We start from the raw sequence: 22439 nt of genomic DNA, 5'->3' as shown, positions 1-22439 counted from the left end.
TGACAATGAGGCTGCGATCAATCAAAAGCCATCGCCTACACTTAATTCGGATAGAACGCTAAGCTTTAGTTACACATCTCTAGTCCAGAGGGAGGCCAAAGCAGCACCGCCGCCAACGCATAGGGAAGCGCCGCCAACTGTCTTGCCCAGCCGTTCGAGTTCATAATACAGGCTGACGATGATGCGCAGTCCCGTACAACCTACCGGGTGTCCCAGGGCAATTCCTGATCCATTGTTGTTAACATTGCCGTCTTGCTCGACGGTGCCGATATTCATGTCAATACCTGATTCTTCCTTCAGTTTCCGGCCAACGCCGAGTACTTGGGCCGCAAAGGCTTCGTTAATTTCCCAGTAGTCGACATCTGCATAGTTCATACCTGCTTCGCGCAAACATCTGGGAATGGCAACCGCCGGTCCTAAACCCATAACGCGGGCTTCCACACCTTCATCACAAATATTAATCAGTTTCATCAGAGGTTTAAGTCCCAATTCTTTTGCTTTTTGCTTTGTCATTAAAACTACGGCTGCGGCAGCATCGTTAAGACCGGAAGCATTGGCAGCGGTTACCACTCCATCTTTTTTAAAGGCTGGTTTTAACTTTGCCATACTTTCCAGACTGGCATCCCGAATAGGATGTTCATCTTGAGAGAAGAGGTACTCTTTCCTTCTCTCTTTAACCGGTACAGGAATAATCTCCCGATTGAAACGGCCTTCATCAATAGCCCTTACTGCTCTGCGATGACTTATAAGGGCCAGCTGGTCACATTCTTCCCGCGTAATGCCGTACAGTTCTGCAATATTTTCAGCCGTAACGCCCATGTGGGAGCCGGCTAATTGGCAGACCAGCCCGTCGGCAAGCATGGCATCCATGAGTTTGACATCGCCCATTCTGGCTCCCCATCTGGCTGTCGGGTCAATGTAGGGGATGTTGCTCATACTTTCCGTACCGGTTACCAAGGCAATGTCATATTTGCCCAGTTGGAGTTTCATCGCTGCAATTTCCAAGGCTCTCATAGCCGAGGCACAGTTTTGATTAACCATGCAGGCGCTTGATTTAGGGTCCATGCCTATTTGCATGGCCACGATACGAGGCGGGCAGGAACCATTGCCATGACCTAAGCACATTCCGGCCACGATTTCATTCACTTGTGCCGCTTCAATTCCCGCCCGCTTAATCGCTTCGGTAGCAACTATCTTAGTCAATTCATTAGCCGGTACAGGTTTGAGGGAACCGCCATAATCTCCGATCGGTGTTCTGCAGGCACTAACCAATACAACTTCATTTGCTTCAATTGCCATTTCAAACCATCTCCTTTTTCTTTGCTTAAATTTGCAGGAAAGGCTAATTTATCTTATTGGATCTAACCCAAATTTTTTGGGCATCAGCCTCTTTGATAAGTTCTTCGCGGAAGTCAGGATGAGCAATATTTATCAAGGCTTCGGCTCTTTGCCATGTGCTTTTTCCCTTCAGCATGGCAATACCGTATTCTGTGATCACATAGTAATTGATGCTTCTGGGAACAGTAACAATCGATCCGGGGGTAAGGGTTGGTTTAAGGCGCGATTGGAGGTTGCCTTCCTTGTCGTGGAAGGTAGAGGATAGACAGATCAGGCCTTTCCCTCCTTTAGATTTAAACGATCCGTAGATAAAGTCTAACTGACCGCCGGTTCCGGATATCTGTCGTAGACCTGATGTTTCTGAGGCAGCCTGTCCGTAAAGATCAACTTCAATCGCATTATTAATGCAAATCATGTTGTCGTTTTGGCAAATTACATCCGGGTCATTTGTATAATCGACGGGATAACTTGCACAAATCGGGTTGCTGTTCAGAAAATCATAGAGTTTATTGGTTCCCATGGCAAAGGTATAGACCATTTTCCCCTTGTCGAGCTGTTTGCGCAGACCCGTAATCCTTCCGGCTTCGTACATATCTACGAAGGAATCGACCAGCATTTCGGTATGAACGCCTAAGTCTTTGAGGTCTGACCGGGCGATCATGGCGCCGACAACATTGGGCATAGCCCCGATTCCTAACTGCAGGCAGGCACCGTCTTCGATTTGTTCCAGAACAATTTGAGCGATTGCCTTATCGACAGCGGATATAGGGGTTTCAGGAAGTTGGGCCAGAGGACGATTGTCACCTTCCACAAAGTAGTCAATTTCGGAAACATGCAAGGTTTCTCTGGTGCCGCCCAAACATCTCGGTACAGATTCATTGATCTCGGCGACAACTGTTTTGGCAGCATCACAGAAGGCATGAGTAATGGAATTGGAAGTGCCCAAATTCACAAAGCCATGCTGATCAGGCGGAGTAACCTTGATCAAGGCAACGTCAACCGGCACAAACCCCCGATCAAAAATACTGGGGCCTTCGTGATAATTCAGCGGAATATAGTTGCACAAATTTTTATCATGAAGTTTTCTGCTGGTGCCGCTGAAGTGCCAGTCATTGTAAATAAAGTGTTTCCTTTCCGGATCATTGATAACGGTTTGGGGCATAAAAGGACAGGTGACTGTTCGAATGTTTACCCCTGCCAAATCATCTTTTCTTTTGGCTAAGGCGGCATCTAAAACATGTGAAGCCATCATAAATTCGCCATAATGAACAAGATCTCCGGACTTAACTACCTTGACCGCTTCATCAGCAGAAACCAATTTGTGCAAATATTCACTTTTGTAATCCAAATTCATCCCTCCTTTTTAGCTTTTTTCCTATGTTTCCACTGACAAATCTTATGGACAAAAGTCCCTATTCCCTCAACTTTGCCAGAAGCAGCTCAGCTCAAGTCAAATATCAGACTCAACGTCCATAGCGCATCACTGTTAACCCGCATTTGATGGAGCAGTGCTAGGCCTAAGCAACCGCTAACGGTGCCCTGGTCTGTTTTTACGATTTTTTCAACTTCGTCATTACATAAGCCATGCCAAATTCAGACTCAACGCCCATAGCAGCGTCACTGTTAACCCGCAAGCTTTTGCTGATGCCTTAGCTAGGCCTAATTCAACTGCCAACGGTGCCTTGGTAACATTTTTCGGCTGGTATCTGCTAAATCAAGCAATTAAGGAGGGATAAAGAATGTCGTAACTAATTACTTACTTGCCCTCAAACTTTGGTTTTCTCTTTTCGACAAAAGCGCCCATACCTTCAGCTTTGTCCGAAGTTGCGCAGCATAGGCCAAACATATCAGACTCAATGCCCATAGCCGTATCGATGTCAGCTTGTAAGCCCTTGTTAATAGCGTATTTGGCATAACCAACCGCTAATGGCGCCTTACCGGCGATTTTTTGGGCTAATTTTTTAGCTTCCTCAATTAATTGATCAAGAGGATAAACATGGTTTACTAAACCGATGCGGTAGGCTTCTTGAGCATTAATTATATCGCCCGTAAAGGTTAACTCTTTGGCACGCCCTTCACCAATCAAACGGGGAAGGCGCTGTGTTCCTCCAAAACCGGGTATGATGCCAAGGCCTACTTCAGGTTGACCAAAGACCGCATTTTCTGAGGCTAGTCTGATGTCGCAAGACATGGCCAGCTCACACCCTCCTCCGAGAGCAAAGCCGTTAATGGCTGCAATTACAGGCTTTTCCAGTAATTCTACTTGCCGCATTACCCGTTCCCCTACAGCGGAGAAGAATCTCCCTTCAATAGGCGTAAACGGCAACATGAACGTGATATCGGCTCCGGCCACAAATGATTTGTCTCCCGTCCCGGTTATAATCATAACCTTGATATTGGTGTCGCCCTTTACATCTTTTACCGCTGCCTCCAGTTCATACAAGGTATCGGCGTTAAGAGCATTCATTGCTTTAGGACGGTTGATAGAGAGTATGGCTAGATAATCTTCTTTTTCTAAGATTATATTGTTAAATTCCATAATTTCTCCTCTCTTCTATCTGTAACAAATAAGCTTAAAAATTATTTACTATTGCTTTTCCGTTTATTTGCTGTAATCATAAAATCCTTTACCGGTTTTTCTGCCAAGATGTCCGGCACGAACTTTTTGTTTGAACGCCAGCGAGGGCCGATATTTGGAATCGCCGAATTCGTTGTAAAAGAATTCACAAACCGCCAGGACGATATCGATTCCGACCATATCTGCCAGTTCCAACGGTCCCATAGGCATTCCAGCCCCCAGCTTCATGGCCTTATCAATCTCTTCTAGTGTAGCGATACCTTCTTGATAAACGTTCGCTGCTTCATTCATGTAAGGAACCAGAATGCGGTTAACGATGAATCCGGGACTTTCTTTGGCTAATACAGGGTCTTTGCCAATTTTCCTGGCAACTTCAAGAACAGTTTGGGTTGTTTCATCAGCAGTCACGATGCCCGGAATGACTTCTACTAATTTCATCACGACTACCGGATTAAAGAAATGCATTCCTACGAATTTGTCCGGACGGTTAGTAGCAGCGGCAATCTCAGTAATACTCAGTGCTGAAGTGTTGCTCGCTAAAATAGCTTCAGGTTTGCAAATTTCACCAAGTTGTTTATGGGCTTTTTTCTTAACATCAATATTTTCGACGATGGCCTCGATGACCAGGTCCACATCTTTAAAATCATTGACATCTGTACTGGTAGTAACCAGGGTCTTATAATTAGCCACGGCTTCAGCAGTCGCTTTACCTTTTTCGATAGCCTTGGCCCAGGCTTTATCTAAACCGGCAAGGGCCTTGTCGACAATTCCTGGTACGATATCTATTAAGACGACATTATAACCTGCTTGTATGCATACTTGAGCAATTCCTGCACCCATGGTGCCAGCACCTAATACTCCTACTTTTTTGATTTCCATGTCTGCCATCTCCTTTACTTATGTTAAAATGGGATCTTCCACGTCTACGTAGTTCCTCACCGCCTCCTTAATCCGTTGTTATTTATCTATAAAGCAATAAGTATGCCAACAAACCTATGGGGAATTCTTTTTAGCAAAATGCCTTTGTTATCGGCTTTCCGGAGTTTTAAGCTCCCATTTTCGTCTGGAATTAACCCTCATTGGATGCAAAATGAGACCATTTTTTAAATTTCAGGGTTGCAAAATGGGACTATGGGTTTACTTTTGGGACGGTTTTGGGTCGGATTAAATTATTAACGTGGAGAAAGATTTCACAAGTTAGGACATAAAATTGTATTTTTTTAGTTTTCGATATAAGACCGATTTATTTAACCCCAGAATTTTAGCGGTTTGAGCTTTATTATTATGAGTTTTCTGCAAAACTCGCTGTATGGTTTCGACCTCTATTTTTCCAATTGCTTCCTCTAAGTTGTCGACACTCTCCCTTATCTCCATCTCAACCGGCTGGATGGCTGGGTTTAGTTGCATGGCCGGTCTCAGTAATGAAGGAAAGTATTGCGGGGTGAGACAAGAGTCTTGATTAAAGTCCGCTAAATTAATGGCTCTTTCCAGTAAATTTTCCAATTCCCGTACATTGCCCGGCCAATCATAATTGCAAAGAAGCAGAATGGCTTCCGGAGATATTTTCTCTACCCAGGTATGCAGGCGTTGGTTTAATTCAGGTAAAAGATAATTGACCAAAAGAATAATATCTTTTGGTCTTTCGCGCAGGGACGGAATATTTAAAGTTACAACATTCAAACGATAATAGAGATCTGCCCGGAATTTACCTTTTTTAACCATTTGCTCTAAATTACGGTTGGTAGCCGCAATAACTTGAACGTCGACTCGAATGGGTTTTGTTCCTCCCACTCGCTCAACTTCACGTTCCTGCAAGACAGTCAACAACTTAGCTTGCATTGCCAGGGGCATATCTCCGATTTCGTCAAGGAAAATCGTACCGTGATTGGCTATTTCAAATTTGCCCAGCTTACCTCCCTTGCGAGCTCCGGTAAATGCTCCTTCTTCATAACCGAATAGTTCTGATTCTAACAGATTATCGGGCAATGCCGCACAGTTGACTCTGACAAAGGGATAATTTGTCCGCGAACCGGCTTTATGAATGGCATTGGCAAAAAGTTCCTTGCCGGTACCACTCTCTCCCATGATTAAAACTGTTGAACGGGTTCTCGATGCTCGCAGAGCCAGAGACTTGATTCTGCGCAAATTTTCATCTTTACCGACAATATTTTCGAAACAATATTTGGCACAGTAGATACTGCCGCTTATCTCTTTACAAGCTGCAATTTCTCTTTCTAAATAAACAAGGCTTTGCTCCATGGCCCCAATTAATTTCCCTTCCGCATAGAGGGGCGTTCGAAAAACAACGGGATTCTGCCCTTTTGCCGTCCAACAATTAGGAAGTTGAACCTCTCTGGTTTTTAATACTTCCGGAAGTTTTGAGTGAGGTATGATCTCTAAGATGTGCCTATTCAAGACATCATTTTCCTTCATATTTAGTGTTCCGAGATAGGTTTTGTTAACCATTTTAATGCAGCCCTCGGTATCAACAATAATAATTCCAATGTAAGGATTCTCCATAATTCCATTCAAAATTTCAATGGATATCTCGTTTTTCATATCCCACACTGTCTCACCCTCTTGCATTTTTGTCTGGATTAGTCTTAAAGGAGCTTAGTATTGCTTTAAAATACCATTGAAAGATACCTTTGGAATACCAATAAGTTAACACTTAGGACCGTTTAAAACAGCAATTAGGCGGCCGCTGGCCATGATGGCCGGATGTCTAGTGAAATTAGATAAAGAAGGCTTGATTCAGGTGGAGTTTTAACTCCATCTGAATATTAGTCGCTCTTATCCAGGACTTAGCCGCTCTTAACTCACCGCTTGCAGAAACGGGAGTCTTAGAGCGGATTAGTCATCGGATCAGGGATTCTGGCCATAACAAATACCATAGAACAAGTATAAAATATTCTAATAGATCGAATATAGGCCTTTTTTTGGGTACCGTCAAGAGTTTTTCGCAAATTCATTTCCACTTGGTAAGAATAATATGTTTAAGCACCCGTTGACCCTAGTGCCAACGATATGGGGGCGACGGATGCTACCTTTCAAAGGAAGGTCTCCACGTGCCTGGAGCTGCCAAATCGGCTCGATTTCCATTTCGATCTAACTTAAGTCGTTAATAATCTTTGATGATATATAACTTGAACTCTGCTGAAATCCATGAAGCAAATTCAAAAGCGATATCTCTGTGAGCAAAAGTGTCGCCATAACGACCGGAACGTGAAATGATTCCCATGGCATTCGTCCCGCTGATCCATTTTTTCGGGGACATAGTAGAAGCGTTAGAACCGGCCCGCATTCTAAACCCCATCGAATTCGACGGGGTTAAAATCTGAGTTGTTTAGTTGTTCCCAAAGTCCAAGAAATTCTAAAGTATCTTTCCCGCGCATCCAGCTATCGTCGCCTTCATACCCGGGTATGATGATGCCTACGTCAGCATACCGCCCACCATGCGCGTCAGTCGCATGATTTCACTTTGCGAGTCCGTGAGCAGTTCCACCGCTTCCGGATCAAGCGCAGGATCACCCATCCGCTTTATTAACTGAGACGCCGTTTGTATGTTCACCGAAATAACGGACAACGGCGTCCGCATCTCATAGGATACATTTCCCGGAAATTACGTTTTCAGGCGATTTGGTTTTTCAAGAATCTCTTTTTCATTAGCCAATTTGTGTTCGGATTCTTTGACCTCGGTAAACAATCGGTTGTTTGTCAAAAACAAGGAAACCGTCTGCGTCAGCACGAAAACCAGCATGGCGGTTTCGCTTACAGATACTTTTGAAAACGCGGAACCGAACAGGCCGTTATACATGAGGATATCGCTGACGCGGCGAGGTAAAATACCGTGATCCCCCCTCCAAACCCACAATAATGGTCACACAGCTACTTTCGCATTTTCTCTGATTTACCCATGTATACATATTGTTCTCAAGCCGAATTCATGTAAAGCAAAAAGGGCCCTAAAGCATAACAGAAAAGGCCTTGCAAATCCCTCTGAGCAGGGAGTTCGATGATAAACTTATACTCTGTCAAAACCGAATTCCCTCTCAATCTCAGCAAATACTTCCTCAGCCGAACGACCTGTTCCCTTTTTCATGGCTGCCAGAGCTTCGTCAAGTAGGCGGTGTAGTTCATATTTTCCGCTCAAACGCTCATATTCCGCATTTGACAAGATAACCAGATCGCCTGTTCCATTCTTGGTAATAAACACCGGCTCATTATATTTGTTGCAAAACGCTGAAATTTCATTGTATTTATTGCGTAAGTCTGAACTTGGTCTGATAGTCGCCACAAATAACACCTCCATCCATTACATACTCATATCTTGTCAAAATATTGATACGTTGTCAAAACGAATATGTGCTTGTCTTCATTTTTATAAATAAAAGTCTTGACCTACAATGCCTATCTAAATCTAAAAAAAGCCAACTGCAACAGCAGTCAACTTCTTTCGACAAATATTGTGGATAGTTAGTCAAAAAGGATACCACAATTTATATTTCTCAAATTTATAGTATGCCTAAGTCCAAAGTAAAAATTTTATGTTCGTATACTTTGCCTCTAAAAGAGACCATCTGGGTTTCTCCATTGAACTTAAACCCTAATTTTTCTGCAAGTTTGATGGAACGCCCATTATCTACATAAATACAGGCATTTATCTTTTTTAAATTCATCTGCTCATACGCAAATGAAATTATGGTTTCCATGGCCTCAGCCATGTAACCTTTGCCCCAATATATTTCTTTCAAATCATATCCTACATCGCAAGTATTGTCGTTCATATTCCAGCAGTGGAAACCGCATGTGCCTATTCTGATACCATCCTCTTTTCTAACCAATACCCAACGATGCTGTAATCTCGGTTCAGGCTGTAAGTAAAATTCAATAATATTATCTGCTCCCTGAACATTAATAAGAGGTTCGGCATCAAATAAATACCTGTTGACCACATTATCAGAGAACTGGCTAAAAATGAATTCCCTATCATCAGACGATATGTTTTTAAGCAATAATCTATCGGTTTGCAATTCTTTAAATAACATCGTGTTACCGTCCATTCATGTGTATATTCTATATTTTACCATATAAATGCAAAGAAGCCAACCGCAACAGCGATTGATTTCTTTCGGCAAAAATTTTGGAAAGTCAGGTCAAAAAAGATGCAAAGCGTTATATGGCATCGTTAGCTTTTGGCACTGTTCCAGTCATTGATATATTCGTCAATAGAGCAATACCGTAATTTTCTATCAGGATTTATACCTTTAGTTGCAATCTTGAATAAATCCTTGTTTGCGCTCCATTTTTCAAAGGAGCGGTCACGTCCGCCACCGAACAATTGAAACGCAGTAGCACCCATTAGAAAAACATTTGATTTTTCGTCAACCTCTGCACCTAATTGAAATTCTTCGGGTGACATGTGCTGACTCGAACCCCACATTCGCCCTATTGGGTTAAAATAGGGTTTTTTGTGATAAAACTCTATATCGCAAATCATTGTCTGGCCCTTCAAAAAATCATACATTATACATCCATCGTAAAAATCAATCGCTACATAATTACATTTGTTTACATGCTGATGAAATAGGAGTATATCATTATATATGTGCAGTTTCTCATTTGTCGGCAAGGCAATGAATTTATCAAAAGAATTATATTGTCTGCCCATGCACTCACCTTCAAACCATTCAAATATTGTTAGATAACCGTCATTAATTGCTTTATGGTCAATTAGGTTTATTAACTTGGGATGCCGCAAATCCTCATAAATAATTACAGTAGATTTAAGCCTGTCTATTGCTTCTTTATTACTCACACGGCTTCTGATTGTTGACGCTCCAGCCATTTTCAAGAACAATTTCCTGTCTCTGTATTGAACGCCAAAACACAAGTTTCCAGAATCTTGCTTGTCAAATACAGCAAATACGGTTCCATATTGAGAAATAAAAGAGAAGTCAAAATCATCCTTTAATTCAAAAGTAACTTTATCAATAACTTTCGTTACCATGCCCACCTCCATAAAAATGGATATTTTACATTATCATAACATACGAGTCGAAAGAAGCCAGTTGCAACAGCAATCGACTTCTTTCGAAAAACTATGGCGGAGACGAGGGGACTTGCATCCCTGGGTAGAGGAGCTATTGCAAAAAGCATAGCGCTTAGGTCTATGTTAGTTTATGTGATAGAATAGAGGTTATAATATCTTTTATAATATTTACAGAAAATATGATTTAATGGCAGCTCAAAATGAGGTAAGGTTGGATTATTTTCCATGCAACTCTTTAAGTTGCAAATATAGAATATAGTCTTCGGAGATGTAAGTATATGGGTAGTACCGGAATCCCTAAGTCCTCAAATTCGACGATGCAACCACGACCCGAAAAGAAACCTTTTGGGGTCTACCATTATAAACATAAAAAGAGGTTATTCCCCCGACTCATGGCATGGTCTTTCAGTATGTTTCTTTTGCTCTTTTTAGGGTTTCTTTATTGCCCGTTTCAACCCTTTGAGACGTTGCGTAATTTCTGGGTGGAAAGTGCTATGACGTCAATGAACCATCAGTACTTGGCAAAATGGTTTTTTAGCGATGCCGAGATTCAAAAAATACTGGACAGCGACCAAGCTAAAGATTTGGGGAACTCCGATCCGACCTTAATTAATATGCGCGGTACGAATAAGAATAACAGCACCGAGCTTATTGACATTAATCAAAAGGGGTTTACTGGATACATACTAAAAGTCAGTAATCCTGGACGCGTGAGAGTGGCAGCAACGCGTTATCTAGGGGAAATCGGCGAAAGGGCTGAAGACATAGCCGCGGTTACCGGAGCTGTAGCAGTCATTAATGGCGGAGCTTTTAATGACCCACAGGGCAACGGAAGCGGCGGGCACCCACAGGGTATCCTCATCTCGCGCGGTAGACTTCTATACAAGGATTCGGGAGTTTCAACCTACGATGTCATTGGTATAAACCAAAGAAATATTCTTGTATTAGGTCATTATACTTTAGCTAACATCAAACGGATGGGGATACGTGATGCAGTTACATTCGGTCCTTTTCTTGTCGTCAATGGTAAACCTGCTATAACACATGGAGATGGAGCATGGGGGATTGCCCCAAGAACAGCGATAGGACAAACAAAAGACGGTACAATTTTAATGCTGGTCATCGACGGACGCCGGATTGGGTCACTAGGAGCTACTCTAAAAGATGTTCAGGATATCATGCTTAAATATGGCGCCTACAACGTAGCCAATCTTGACGGCGGGGCATCAACCGTTCTCTATTATCGCGGACAGATTGTGAATCACCCATCCAGTCCATACGGTGAACGCCATGCGCCATCCTTTTTTATAGTAAAATAATATTCAGTACAACAGATTGGCCACAAAAATCCAGAGGATAGACACCAGTGCACCGCCTGTCACGTCCAGCAACATAAGTACCCATGTTAAATTACAAACTCCTGCCCCATCTGGGTTAGTTCAACAATCCTAGTTGGGGAGCCTTGCATCTTTTTCCGGAATTTCCCTGTGATTTCAGGACTGTCCCCAAAGTGCATGGGAATAAAAATCTTCGGTTTAAGCTCCCGGATGAAGTACTCACCCCCTGCACCGTAGTTTTCCTCCAGCCTTGGGTCCACGGGGAAGAAGGCAATATCTATGGTCTCTCCCTTCAGGTGTTGGACCTCAGCCTTAAAATCCCGTTCAGCTTTAGCCATCTCCTCTGGAGTATCAATCCAATACCACCAATTCAGATCTCCGGCATGAAAGATGCGCATCCCATCCACTTGGACCAGAAATGAAACGCCGATATCCGTAGAATTAAAGGCCTTAACTCTTAGGTCACCCAGTTCCAGTTCCTCATAGGGCGAGAGATAATTGATGTTTTTGGCCGATTGGGAGATGATGTTTTCCCGACTAAAGACATACTGAATATCCACTCGATCCTTTTGCCATTCCAGAATCGCCGGATTATAATGATCGGGGTGGCTATGAGAACAAAAAACCACAATCTTTTTGGGACTTTCCTTAATTATTTGTTGAACAGCGCCTTGATAATAATCAAATATCAGCAAATGCAGATCCGTTTCCACCAGAAAACCACTGTGATACAAATATTTAATTCGAATCGTTGGCGTCCCCATTCTTATCACCTCTTAACGATTATACAATAATTATGGATAGTGAAAAATTAGTCTAGCGGAAGAAAACACTCAGCAGAGGAGAAAGATTTTACATGGAGTTTTGCTTTGACCATAACAACCTCAATGTCCTCAACCTGAAAAAGAGCTTGGCGTCCTACAAAGAAGCCCTGGAGGCGTATACCCTCCAGGGCTTCTTTATCTAATCAATTCTTTCCCACATTATCACTTATCCTCTTTTACCCTCATAAGTATTCCTTGATATCTATCCAAGGCAGTATGTAATTCGTGGCATGCAGCCACAGTTTCGGGATCAGCAGAGGAATTATCCCCCTGTACCTTAATGGTGCTTAAGCGCAATTCTTCAATTTGGCCGATTATTTTAGCCAATTCAGACACAAACATCCCTCCTCTTAGTTCAGTAAGTTAGTATCTCCATCCACGACACAAAAATGAGGACTACTAAAATAAGTCCTCTAGTTCAGCCCGGCTGTATACTGATACTTTTTTAAGACAATCACTGCATTGCGATCGCCAAAACCAAACGAATTTGATAGTCCTAGCAGCAATTTAGTTAGTCCTAGAAATTTCACCTATTATTGACATCATTCAAAAACCGGATACAATTGATTTGAAACTACAAAATAGAATGGATGTTGAATTTAAGATGAGGAATTTGAATATCCTGCTATTCGCTAAATTTGAAACAATTGATGCTTTTGGACCCGCACAAATTATGGGACGTCTGCCAGAACACTATAAAGTCAATTGTTTTTCAATGGCAGGCGGATCTGTTACCAGTTGGCATGGCATTCAAGTTGAAACGCAACCGATTTCTGCAATAGCTACGGATGGTATTTTGCTGATTCCCGGAACTTCGGAAGTAAAGTTATATATTGGAAACCAGAGTTTTCTTGAACAATTGAAAAAACTTGCGGAAGCCGCGCCTTATGTAATGACCGTATGCACCGGCTCATTTCTATTGGCCCTTACCTCTTTACTGGACAATCATTCGGCGACTACAAACAAAATGGCTTTTAAGATTGTTTCCAAAGCTTGCCCTAAAGTAAATTGGGTTCATAAAGCGCGCTGGGTCGTTGATGGGAAATACTATACATCTTCAGGCGTTTCGGCGGGGATGGATATGGCAATGGGGTTTATCCATGATGTGAATGGTCCTGAGGTTGCCAAACAAGCTGCGCTCGAAAGCGAATACATCTGGAACAATGATAAATCATACGATCCTTTTGCTAAGTAAAATATCTGCTAAAAAAACCGGATAAAGGCAAGAACTTATCACATAGATTTGTGACTAAGCCCTTGCCTTTTTAAATTTTATGCAAATCAACTCATGATTGTCTCATCCCTGCATAGTGAACTGTATTTCTTTCCCTGCGAGTTTCATGGAGATTCCTTCTTTGACCTGATTAAACCTAACAGGTCCTAAAGGAAAGCATGATGCGGGATGCCCGAAAGCGGATCAGCATTACTTCTAAAAAAATTGCCTGTTGTTCTCCTTACCGGGCTTTTTTGGACTTGCGTATTTCAAATCCCCCGCCCCTCTTCGTCTCGATATAGTCAACAATTATTTCCTCTATAGAGGCCAGCTTTTTGTCCGTAAGAATTGAAAGCCCGTAATTAAACTCAAGAAGATCATCCTCTTTTTTAGTCTCCTCCAAGGTTAAACCGTAACTCGGGATGCCACAGCCCTCACTTATCAGATAAATCCGAAGAAAATCGTTTTCTTTATGTTTGCTCTGCTGCATCTCTTTAATTTTTTGAACTGCAAGTTCGGTTATTTTAACCATCCCGGTCACTCCTCTGCCATCAAGTGTAAAATACTCCCGTTTCCCGGACATCATAACCGCCGAGGGCCAGGACCTCCTCCTGGAAGGCTCTGCTTTGGATAACGGAAATCATGACCTGCAGGCGGGGCTCTTCGAGATATTCCCGCGGAATCGCCAAATCATAACGTTCCTCTCCAATCCTGAGGAAATCCAGGCCAAGGGCTTCGGCGGCGCTTTGAATACCCAGTCCGACGTCGGCTGCTCCCGAGGCCACCGCCACCGCGACACCTAAGTGAGTAAATTCTTCCCGTTCGTAGCCTGAAATTTGTTCCGGATCAAGCCCTTCTTGCTGAAGCAGGTAATCTAACAGTACTCTCGTCCCCGAACCGCCCTGGCGGTTTATGAAGCGGATTCCCGGCCGGGCTAAATCTTTAAGGCTTCTTATCTTAAGAGGGTTTCCTTTCGCCACAATAAGAACTTGGGTTCTGTAAACCAAATTCATCAAAGCTATGTCCCTGCCCGGCAGAAAACGCTGCAAATAAGCGTGATTGTATTCCCCGGTTTGAGGATCAAGTAAATGTATCCCTGCGAAATGAGCTTCTCTGGAACGAAGAGCAAGAATTCCGGCCAGACTTCCTACATGCGCTGAGGCAATCCCTCCACTGCCTCCTCTTGCTTTCATATGGCTGCTGATGACATCCAACGTCAAATCGTGGGAACCAATACAAACCAAAGTTTCTTCCAACTCTGAGACAGGCCGCCAAAGTTCAATCGGTACTGTTTCTCCTTCATGAAATCCTTCCTGCAGACGGGGAACCCGCAGGATTCCATCCGCTCTCACTAAGCTCATGGTCACGCCGGCGCCGCGGCTGATCGGGGCCGCAACCCAGCGATCCCCGACTTTTCCTGCTTTTACCCGCACGAACTCCTCACTGCCTAAAGAAGAGAAGACTTTCTTACTGATCACGGCTTTAAGCGTATCCGGCGCTTCTTGGCTTAAGCCCTGTAAAAGTTTGACCCAGGGCTCCAAAAACAAATGGGCTGTCAAAAAGGCGGATACCGGATAACCCGGAATGCCAAGCGCCGGTTTTCCTTGGATCTCCCCTAAAGCCACAGGTTTCCCCGGCTTTATAGCAACTCCATGCAGGTAAAGCCTGCCGTGCTTCGCAAGCATCTGGGTTGTATAATCATCCCGGCCCTGGGAAGAGCCCGCAATGATCACGATAATATCCTGGGAAGCCGCCATTTGCAAAATAGCTTCATCCAGTTGGTCAAAGCGGTCCGGGGTTATCGGCCAAATCGCCGCCGTTCCGCCCCATTCTTCCACTAAAGAGGCAAGGACTGTGGAATTGCTGTCCGCGATATCTCCGGGCTCAAGATTTGCTTCCGGCGGACGGATTTCATCTCCGGTCGGCAAAATTCCCACTCGGGGCCGGCGCCGGACTTCTATTTTCAAAACCCCTGCCGCCAGCAGTGCTCCCTGATCTTGGGGGCGAATCCGATGGTTAACCGACAGAACCACTTCTCCTTCGACAATGTCCTCTCCCACCGGCCGGACATTATGCCAGGGCACAATCGGAGTCTGAAGCAGAATTCCCCGCTCACCCAATTCCAGGACTTCTTCCAACATTACAACAGCGTCCATCCCCTCCGGCATAGGATCTCCCGTATCCACCCGAATTGCCTGAACCCCAAGTTCAAACCAGCGCGGCTCCCGCTCACAAAGTCCGTGAGTTTCCTTAGCCCGCAGGGCATAACCGTCCATAGCCGAGGCAGCAAAGTGCGGCGAATTCCTCTTGGCGCGAATAATTGTCCCCGTGATTCGATGGAGAGCCTGACGAACATCCACCACTTCATTTTCCGGAAGACAGCGTCCGGCAAGGTTTTCCATCATTAACGCCAATCCTTCCTGCCAGGCCCTGCTTTGGAGATATAGTTGGTGTTCCACGTTAGCTGGCCTCCTTCCTCCGCTTATCTCATAGCCTGTATTCATCTTATATCCTAGACTCATCTAATATTTTGTGCTCATTGTATATCCTGCACTTATCATATATCTTGTACTTATTTCACTTCCTACCCTGAGCTTAACGCCAAAACTTAAAAAAGACTTTTTTCCCTGCTTCTATTCCTTCAGTATTTAACGGAATATGAACGGTTGCATCGGCTGAGACCAGCGTCCTGATTAAACCTGATTTTCCCCGGATCGGTTCAAGCAGGCATTCGCCTTCCTTTGAAAGCACCCGCACCGGCACAAACTCCTCCCGGCCATTTCCGGAATAAATATTTTGGCTTAGCTTCCCTTGAGGGAAAGGCTCAGCCTGAGGACACAGCAGCGATGCCTCTAAACAGGGACGGACAACTGATTCAAAGACAACCATTGCCGAAGCGGGATGCCCGGGCAGTCCGAAAATCAGCTTGCCGTCCACAACTCCGCCTATCGTCGGTTTGCCGGGTTTAAGCGCCAAACCGTGAAAAAGAATTCCCGGCTCTCCCAGCGAGTCAATCAGCTGAGCGGAAAGATCACGTATCCCTACAGAACTTCCACCGGAGAGCAGGACAATATCATTTTCGCTTACCATTTTTTTCAGTGACGCGCGAAGTTCCTCAAGATCGTCTTTAACGATTCCGTAATAACGGGCTTCCGCACCGCAAGCCAGAGCCTGGCCTAACAAGGCATAACCGTTAATATCCCTGGACTGAGCCGGCAGCGGCTCTTGACCCGGAGGGATAATTTCATCGCCAGTTGAGAGAATTCCGACCCGAAAACGGGGCAAAACCGGAACCATAGTTAGGCCGATTGAGGCCAAAATCCCCATTTCCTGAGCCCTGATTCGCGCTGCCCGCGGCAGGAGGACTTCCCCGGCGGAAAAATCTTCCCCGATATCAATAAGATTTTCCCCTGGGGCAACAGGCCTAGCTACCCCACAGAGTCCCTCTCCAAAATGTTCAAGATGTTCCATCATGACCACGGCATCCGCTCCCTCCGGCAGCATTCCTCCCGTGGGAATCAAGATCCCGGCGCCCGGCCCTAAAGGTTCCCGCGGAGCCTCTCCCATTCGTATTTCCCCGGAGCATTGAACCAGAGCCGGCATACTTTCGCTGGCTCCATAGGTATCTGAGGCCCGGACCGCCATTCCGTCCATGGCAGCTTTGCGAAAATGAGGTAGGGCGCAGGGAGCTGAAATATCCCGGCTGACAATACGTCCCAAGGAGTCCGCTAAAGAGACTTCTTCACCTTGCTGATAAAGTGACAGAACATAGGGTTTTAAGGAATCAAGAGCCTCTGCCAATGTCTTTACTTTGAACAATTCACTGCCGCTTCCCATGTTCCACCTGCCTTTCGCGCTGGTTAATGATCGTTAAAACTGGTTCTCACAGTTAAGGAGAACCAGTTTTGCTTAAGTATTAACTAAGGAGTTTTTAAGCTTAGATAAAAAACAGAGTTTATCAGAAAATCCTCGAACTTATCCACGGATTGCTAACTGACCTTTTTCGATTCCACAAGTTCCATTTTCTTTTCAATCCTGGCGACCTTTACCGCGCAGACTTTAAACTCAGGGATCTTGGAAATCGGATCGCGGGCAGGGTTCGTCAGCTGGTTTATAGCCACCTCAGGGTAATGGAACGAGGCAAAGACCAAGCCTTGAGTCACCTTATCCCCAACCCTGGCTGTGACTTCAACCCGTCCACGGCGGGAGATCACCTCGACACTGTCCCCGTCACTGATACCCAATACTTCGGCATCAATAGCGCTTAGTTCGAGATATTCTTCAGGATAGGCTACTTCCATAGCTTCAGTGCGTTGAGTCATGGAACCGGTATGGTAGTGATAAAGCCGGCGACCGGTGCTCAGTACCAAGGGGAAGTCGTCATCCGGCAGTTCATCGGGCGGAACGTATTCCACAGGATGAAATCTCCCCAATCCACGGGAAAACTTGCCCGCATGCAGGAACTTAGTCCCGGGGTGATCCGGAGTCGGGCAGGGCCACTGCAGACTGCCCTGATCCAAGCGGGTGTAGGAAATTCCGGCATAAGAGGGAGTAAGACCGGCCATCTCAGCAAAAATCTCCTCAGCTGAGCTGTAGCGCATGGGATAGCCCATAGCTCTGGCAACCATGCTGATGATTTCCCAGTCATCCCGGGCTTCACCGGCCGGTTCAACGGCTTTGCGCACCCTCTGCACACGGCGTTCCGTATTGCTGAAAGTCCCATTCTTCTCGGCGAAACTCACTGCCGGCAAAACAACATCGGCGATTTCCGCCGTTTCAGTCAGGAATATATCCTGCACAACCAAAAAATCTATCTTTTCCAGAGCATGAATCACATGCAAAGCATCCGGGTCAGAGAGAACCGGGTTTTCCCCCATGACGTACATACACTTCAGACTGCCCTCACTCGCCGCATCGAAAAGCTCACCTAAGGTTAGCCCCGGCTTGGCCGGAAGTTCCGCCACCCCCCAAGCCGCCGCGAACTTTGCTCTGATTGTCTCATCGGTCACCGGCTGGTAGCCGGTATAGACGTTAGGCAACGCGCCCATATCACAAGCGCCTTGGACATTATTCTGTCCGCGCAGAGGGTTCACGCCGCTGAATTCTTTGCCGATCTGACCGCAGAGCATAGCCAGGTTGGCTATGGCCATGACATTATGAGTTCCGCAGATATGCTGGGTGATACCCATGGTATAGAGAATCGTTGAATTCGGAGCCAGCGCATACCCTCTGGCCACCTCTTTGAGAGTTTCCGCCGCTATACCCGTAATGGTTTCAACATACTCGGGCGTATACTTGGCAACCATGGCCTTCAAGGCTTCAAACTCCTCGGTGCGGGTTTCCACGAATTCTTTGTTCCAAATTCTTTCCGCAATAATTACATGGGCCAGACCATTCAAAAGCGCAATATCCGAGCCGGATTTAATTCTGAGATGATGATGGGCCATCTCGGCCATTTCTGTTTTGCGGGGATCAGCAACCACCAGAGTAGCCCCGCTGCGAAGCGCTTTTTTCACTTGCAGGCCAATAATGGGGTGAGCCTCCGTGGTATTAGTGCCGATAGCAAAGATAAAATCCGCTCCGGCAATCTCTTTGATGGTATTCGTCATAGCGCCGCTGCCAAATGCTGCCGCCAGACCGGCGACGGTGGGAGCGTGTCAGAGACGGGCGCAATGATCAAGGTTATTGGTACCGAACACTGCGCGGGTAAGTTTATTCATTAAATAATTTTCTTCATTCGTGCAGCGGGCGGAGGAGAGAACCCCAATGGCATCCGGGCCAAAAGCAGCCTTCACGGCACTGAATTTTTCAGCCACCAGACTAATTGCCTCATCCCAGGTAGCCTCTGCCAGTTCCCCGTTTTTACGGATGAGGGGAGTTTTAAGCCGGTCAGGGTGGTGGATAAAGCCATGACCAAAGCGCCCTTTTACACATAAAGCCGATCCGTTTACTTCACCATCCGCGGAGGTGATTCCTACGACTTTACCGTCCTTGACATTTAAGTCAAAAGTACAGCCGGTGCCACAGTATGGACAAACCGTTGTAATTTTTTTCATCTCCCAGCGGCGGCCCCTGCCCTGCATTCGCCGCTCAGTTAAGGCGCCGACCGGGCAGACTGAAACACAAGAGCCGCAGAACACGCATTCCGATTCCTTATAAGGCAGATTAAAGGCGGGACCAACCTGGACGTCAAAGCCGCGCTGAGAAAAATCCAGGATATTTCGCCCCTGAATCTCGTCACAGGCCTGAATGCATTTCCCGCAGGTAATACACTTGTTAGGGTCCTTGATAATAAAAGGATTACTGTCATCAATCGGCAAGTCCCGAGGCTCGCCCCGGAAACGTTCCCCCGTGACGCCATATTCGTAAGCATACTGGGCTAAAGAGCAGTCGCCCATCTTCTGACAGGTCATACAATCTAAAGGATGATTGGCGACCAATAACTCCAGGATAGTTTTACGGGCATTTCGCACCTTAGCATTGTGGGTTTCTACCTTCATGCCCTGGGTTACCTGAGTCACACAAGACGGCGGCAGATTGCGCATGCCTTCGATTTGCACGACGCACAGCCGGCAGGCACCTGCCGGAGTTAACTCCGGGTCATGGCACAAAGTAGGAATAGGGATATCATTCAGGCGGCAAGCATCCAGTACGGTCGTACCCTGGGGAACGCTGACTTCCTGTCCGTCAATGGTTAGAGTAAGCCATGCCAATATCTTTCGCCCCTCTCCTCTGATCTTAAAGTCATTAGCGTCTAATCTCTTTAGATCTTATCTTTTTAATCGTTTTGTATAGTTCTTCGAAAAATTCCACGAATTTAAATTGACTTGCCACAAGCATCATTAACTTCGTTAACATTAGCATCATTGCCATAACTGCAATTAATTTTAAAACATACTCCATGATGTTCCCACCTAAACGCCAGGCTTGAGTGCTTTAAGCGGATTATTCAGCCGACACTTAATTCTGGCCAACACTTAAATTATATAAACGTTCGTTATTACGGATCTGCGCCCCGCAGGCCAGAAGTTCTTCATTTGCATACTTGCTGCCAATTACAGCGTTCACTAACTCTGTATAATCTGAAAGGCTAAATGTACCGGAAGTAAACAAACAGAGCCCAACGGAATCAATGACGACTGTCAGGTCCCGTAAGTCTTCACTTACCGGAGTTTTTGCCCGCTTGCGCTTTTTCGGAGTTTCGGATATGTCCAAAGCATCATAGCTTGCAGCCAAGTGCTTAGACCCTAATCCCATCTTAACTCCCAATCCTTCTGAGTAAGCTATTTTTTCTATCCATTCCAGTATCCCTTGACTATTGCCAAACTCAAGCGGTATACCATCAAGCTCCTCCGGCTTGATATATCCCCGCCGGACTAATTCGATTCCGGTTGCGATAACCGAGCTGACCGCAGCCTGGTCCAGGCCTAATCTATTACATAAAGCACTGACATCCTGAAGCGCTTGCCCATCATAAATACCCAAATTAGACCCTAACTCCGGAGCAAGGCTCTGCTCAGAATCTAAGGCTTCCCCTCTTTTTCCCTTTGACCGGTGTCCACACGGGAACGGACATTGAAAACAAGCGTCGTCTTTCGACCACTTTATGCCTTTAAATTTTTGCAAAGCGTCGGTCAAAATCCGTTTCAGTGCAACCGGATCAGCAGTCTCTACCTTTCCCGTCCCCCGAACCATAATCGCTTTGAGGTTTTTCGAGCCCATTACGGCGCCGACTCCGCTGCGTCCCGCCACATGGTTTAAGTCATTTGTAATTACTGCCATCAAAGACAGATTTTCTCCTGCCGGCCCAATCGTCAGGGTTTTTACCATTGGGTCTCTTATTTCCTGCTTTAAAGCTTCCGTCGCCGCAAAGACATCCTTACCCCAAACATGAGCGGCGTTTTTTATTTCTACCGAGTCATTCCGAATGACAATATAAACGGGGTATTCTGCCTTACCTTCTAAAATAACCAGATCATACCCCGCAAACTTAAGCTGTGAGCCCCAGGTTCCTCCGAAGTTTGAAAAAACAAGCCCTCCATTGACCGGTGATTTTGTCACTGCCATAAATCGTCCGGATGTAGGAATAGTTGTTCCTGTAAGTAACCCGGTGGCCAAAAGGAGTTTATTCTCAGGAGAGAAGGCATCGACATGCGCAGGGACTTCATCTGTCAGTATTTTCCCGGCAAGGCCGCGCCCGCTTAGATATCGCCCGGCAAATTCTGCGTCCAGGTGCTCTTTCCTGACCTGTTTAGATGTAAGATTGATCCGCAGAATTTTCCTGACATCCCCTCCCATTAAAAACTCCCTCCCGGCAATATCTAGCGGACCTAAAGTTCTAAACGATCCCTGCGCCCCGTTTAGCATAGTTAGCCCTTTTTACCAGACACTAGCAGCTTCAGCTTAGGCTTTTCATTAACTTGAACTGCCTTAAGCTCATCGTGGAGATCATGCAGTCTGAGTAAACTTTGAGCTAACTCCGGTATGGTACAAATGTTAGCGACATATTCACCTTCATCGTCAAAACCCACCAGAACAAAACGAGGAAATTCAAACACTTCGTTTGTTTCATGATTTATGAGAATGACAGACATTCCATCAGTCTTAGCGTCGACATTGATCGTAAATGATGTGCCTTTTATCTCATGCAATTACTTATTCCTCCCTAAAATTCCCTTTTACATAAAGAAGACTTGATTCAGGTGGAGTTTTTAACTCCATCTGAATCTTAGTCGCCCTTATCCAGGGACTTAGCCGCTCTTAACTCACCGCTTGTAAAAGCTGGAGTTTTAGAGCGGGTTAGTCATCGGATAAAATCTAACAGGTAAACTCTATTATATCGTCCCAATAAAATAGCTCCACTTGCGAAAGTGGAGCATACCAAACAAAAGCCCGGAAGGCTATCCACTCCTTTTCAATATGTGAAGGCCTATCCGTTTCCAGATATACCCTGAGGGCTGAAAACCCTGGCTGATAACCTAGATGCTCTCATTAGGTTAGCGAGCTCGGAGATTAGGATTTACTATATTTAATTAATTGCATAAATTATCTCATAACTCATCTCCTAAGTAAAGGAATTTTGCTTATCGTAGTCTCA

21 protein-coding genes, 1 pseudogene and 1 riboswitch are annotated in these 22439 nt (G+C 45.3%); of the genes and pseudogenes, 2 read left to right on the top strand and 20 right to left on the bottom strand.

Annotated features, from left to right (window positions below; all coding sequences use genetic code 11):
- Positions 1-69: 69 nt before the first annotated feature.
- From REC12_RS04750 to REC12_RS04700, 11 genes and pseudogenes are all read right to left on the bottom strand, one after another.
- Positions 70-1299, bottom strand: a complete 1230-nt coding sequence (locus REC12_RS04750) for a thiolase family protein (RefSeq protein WP_308892668.1) — start codon at positions 1297-1299, stop codon at positions 70-72.
- 43 nt (positions 1300-1342) lie between these two features.
- Complete coding sequence (locus REC12_RS04745; protein WP_308892667.1) at positions 1343-2686, bottom strand: acetyl-CoA hydrolase/transferase family protein; 1344 nt, start codon at positions 2684-2686, stop codon at positions 1343-1345.
- Between the two features lie 408 nt (positions 2687-3094).
- Positions 3095-3877, bottom strand: a complete 783-nt coding sequence (locus tag REC12_RS04740; protein WP_308892666.1) for a short-chain-enoyl-CoA hydratase — start codon at positions 3875-3877, stop codon at positions 3095-3097.
- 63 nt (positions 3878-3940) lie between these two features.
- On the bottom strand, positions 3941-4795 hold the full coding sequence (locus tag REC12_RS04735) for a 3-hydroxyacyl-CoA dehydrogenase family protein (protein WP_308892665.1): 855 nt from the start codon (positions 4793-4795) through the stop codon (positions 3941-3943).
- A 318-nt stretch (positions 4796-5113) separates the two neighbouring features.
- Positions 5114-6475, bottom strand: coding sequence for a sigma-54 interaction domain-containing protein (locus REC12_RS04730; protein WP_308892684.1), 1362 nt, complete (start codon positions 6473-6475; stop codon positions 5114-5116).
- Positions 6476-7037: 562 nt separating this feature from the next.
- Positions 7038-7220, bottom strand: a complete 183-nt coding sequence (locus REC12_RS26600; RefSeq protein WP_445223112.1) for a KilA-N domain-containing protein — start codon at positions 7218-7220, stop codon at positions 7038-7040.
- A 129-nt stretch (positions 7221-7349) separates the two neighbouring features.
- Positions 7350-7517, bottom strand: a pseudogene (locus REC12_RS04720) (hypothetical protein); the annotation flags it as partial.
- 21 nt (positions 7518-7538) lie between these two features.
- Complete coding sequence (locus tag REC12_RS04715) at positions 7539-7790, bottom strand: hypothetical protein (RefSeq protein ID WP_308892663.1); 252 nt, start codon at positions 7788-7790, stop codon at positions 7539-7541.
- Between the two features lie 150 nt (positions 7791-7940).
- Entirely contained in the window at positions 7941-8213 is a 273-nt protein-coding gene (locus REC12_RS04710; RefSeq protein WP_308892662.1) for a type II toxin-antitoxin system prevent-host-death family antitoxin, read from the bottom strand.
- A gap of 217 nt (positions 8214-8430) precedes the next feature.
- A complete protein-coding gene (locus REC12_RS04705) occupies positions 8431-8964 on the bottom strand; it encodes a GNAT family N-acetyltransferase (RefSeq protein ID WP_308892661.1) in 534 nt (177 codons plus the stop codon).
- 140 nt (positions 8965-9104) lie between these two features.
- Positions 9105-9926 carry a serine/threonine protein kinase gene (locus tag REC12_RS04700; protein ID WP_308892660.1) on the bottom strand — a complete coding sequence of 274 codons (822 nt, stop codon included), beginning with the start codon at positions 9924-9926 and terminating at the stop codon, positions 9105-9107.
- Between the two features lie 536 nt (positions 9927-10462).
- On the opposite strand from REC12_RS04700, the gene REC12_RS04695 reads away from it, so the two are divergent.
- On the top strand, positions 10463-11287 hold the full coding sequence (locus REC12_RS04695; RefSeq protein ID WP_308892659.1) for a phosphodiester glycosidase family protein: 825 nt from the start codon (positions 10463-10465) through the stop codon (positions 11285-11287).
- Positions 11288-11373: 86 nt separating this feature from the next.
- Here REC12_RS04695 and REC12_RS04690 read toward each other — a convergent pair whose 3' ends face one another.
- Together REC12_RS04690 and REC12_RS04685 are read right to left on the bottom strand one after the other, a co-directional pair.
- Positions 11374-12069 carry an MBL fold metallo-hydrolase gene (locus REC12_RS04690; protein ID WP_308892658.1) on the bottom strand — a complete coding sequence of 232 codons (696 nt, stop codon included), beginning with the start codon at positions 12067-12069 and terminating at the stop codon, positions 11374-11376.
- 222 nt (positions 12070-12291) lie between these two features.
- On the bottom strand, positions 12292-12465 hold the full coding sequence (locus REC12_RS04685; RefSeq protein WP_308892657.1) for an aspartyl-phosphate phosphatase Spo0E family protein: 174 nt from the start codon (positions 12463-12465) through the stop codon (positions 12292-12294).
- Positions 12466-12697: 232 nt separating this feature from the next.
- Between REC12_RS04685 and REC12_RS04680 the strand changes: the two genes are divergently transcribed.
- The gene (locus REC12_RS04680) at positions 12698-13324 is read left to right on the top strand and encodes a DJ-1/PfpI family protein (protein ID WP_308892656.1); all 627 of its coding nucleotides are present in this window, start codon (positions 12698-12700) and stop codon (positions 13322-13324) included.
- A 259-nt stretch (positions 13325-13583) separates the two neighbouring features.
- On the opposite strand, the gene REC12_RS04675 is transcribed toward REC12_RS04680, so the two are convergent.
- The 7 genes from REC12_RS04675 to REC12_RS04645 all read right to left on the bottom strand — a co-directional run bounded on the left by REC12_RS04675 (position 13584) and on the right by REC12_RS04645 (position 21993).
- On the bottom strand, positions 13584-13874 hold the full coding sequence (locus REC12_RS04675; RefSeq protein WP_308892655.1) for a HesB/IscA family protein: 291 nt from the start codon (positions 13872-13874) through the stop codon (positions 13584-13586).
- Between the two features lie 19 nt (positions 13875-13893).
- Positions 13894-15801, bottom strand: a complete 1908-nt coding sequence (locus REC12_RS04670; protein WP_308892654.1) for a molybdopterin biosynthesis protein — start codon at positions 15799-15801, stop codon at positions 13894-13896.
- Between the two features lie 136 nt (positions 15802-15937).
- Positions 15938-17179: a molybdopterin molybdotransferase MoeA gene (locus tag REC12_RS04665; protein ID WP_308892653.1), complete on the bottom strand. Its 1242-nt coding sequence runs from the start codon at positions 17177-17179 to the stop codon at positions 15938-15940.
- Between the two features lie 152 nt (positions 17180-17331).
- Positions 17332-20055: a formate dehydrogenase subunit alpha gene (gene fdhF / locus REC12_RS04660; protein ID WP_308892652.1), complete on the bottom strand. Its 2724-nt coding sequence runs from the start codon at positions 20053-20055 to the stop codon at positions 17332-17334.
- 34 nt (positions 20056-20089) lie between these two features.
- Complete coding sequence (locus REC12_RS04655) at positions 20090-20245, bottom strand: hypothetical protein (RefSeq protein ID WP_308892651.1); 156 nt, start codon at positions 20243-20245, stop codon at positions 20090-20092.
- 57 nt (positions 20246-20302) lie between these two features.
- The gene (locus tag REC12_RS04650) at positions 20303-21640 is read right to left on the bottom strand and encodes an aldehyde ferredoxin oxidoreductase N-terminal domain-containing protein (RefSeq protein ID WP_308892650.1); all 1338 of its coding nucleotides are present in this window, start codon (positions 21638-21640) and stop codon (positions 20303-20305) included.
- Between the two features lie 71 nt (positions 21641-21711).
- Positions 21712-21993, bottom strand: a complete 282-nt coding sequence (locus tag REC12_RS04645; RefSeq protein WP_308892649.1) for a hypothetical protein — start codon at positions 21991-21993, stop codon at positions 21712-21714.
- A gap of 240 nt (positions 21994-22233) precedes the next feature.
- Positions 22234-22365: riboswitch (molybdenum cofactor riboswitch) on the bottom strand.
- Positions 22366-22439: the final 74 nt, after the last annotated feature.

Source organism: Candidatus Desulfosporosinus nitrosoreducens, from assembly GCF_030954495.1.
Taxonomy (GTDB): Bacteria; Bacillota; Desulfitobacteriia; order Desulfitobacteriales; family Desulfitobacteriaceae; genus Desulfosporosinus; species Desulfosporosinus nitrosoreducens.
Note: the sequence above shows the minus strand (reverse complement) of the source record. Positions and strands in the feature narration are given on the sequence as shown.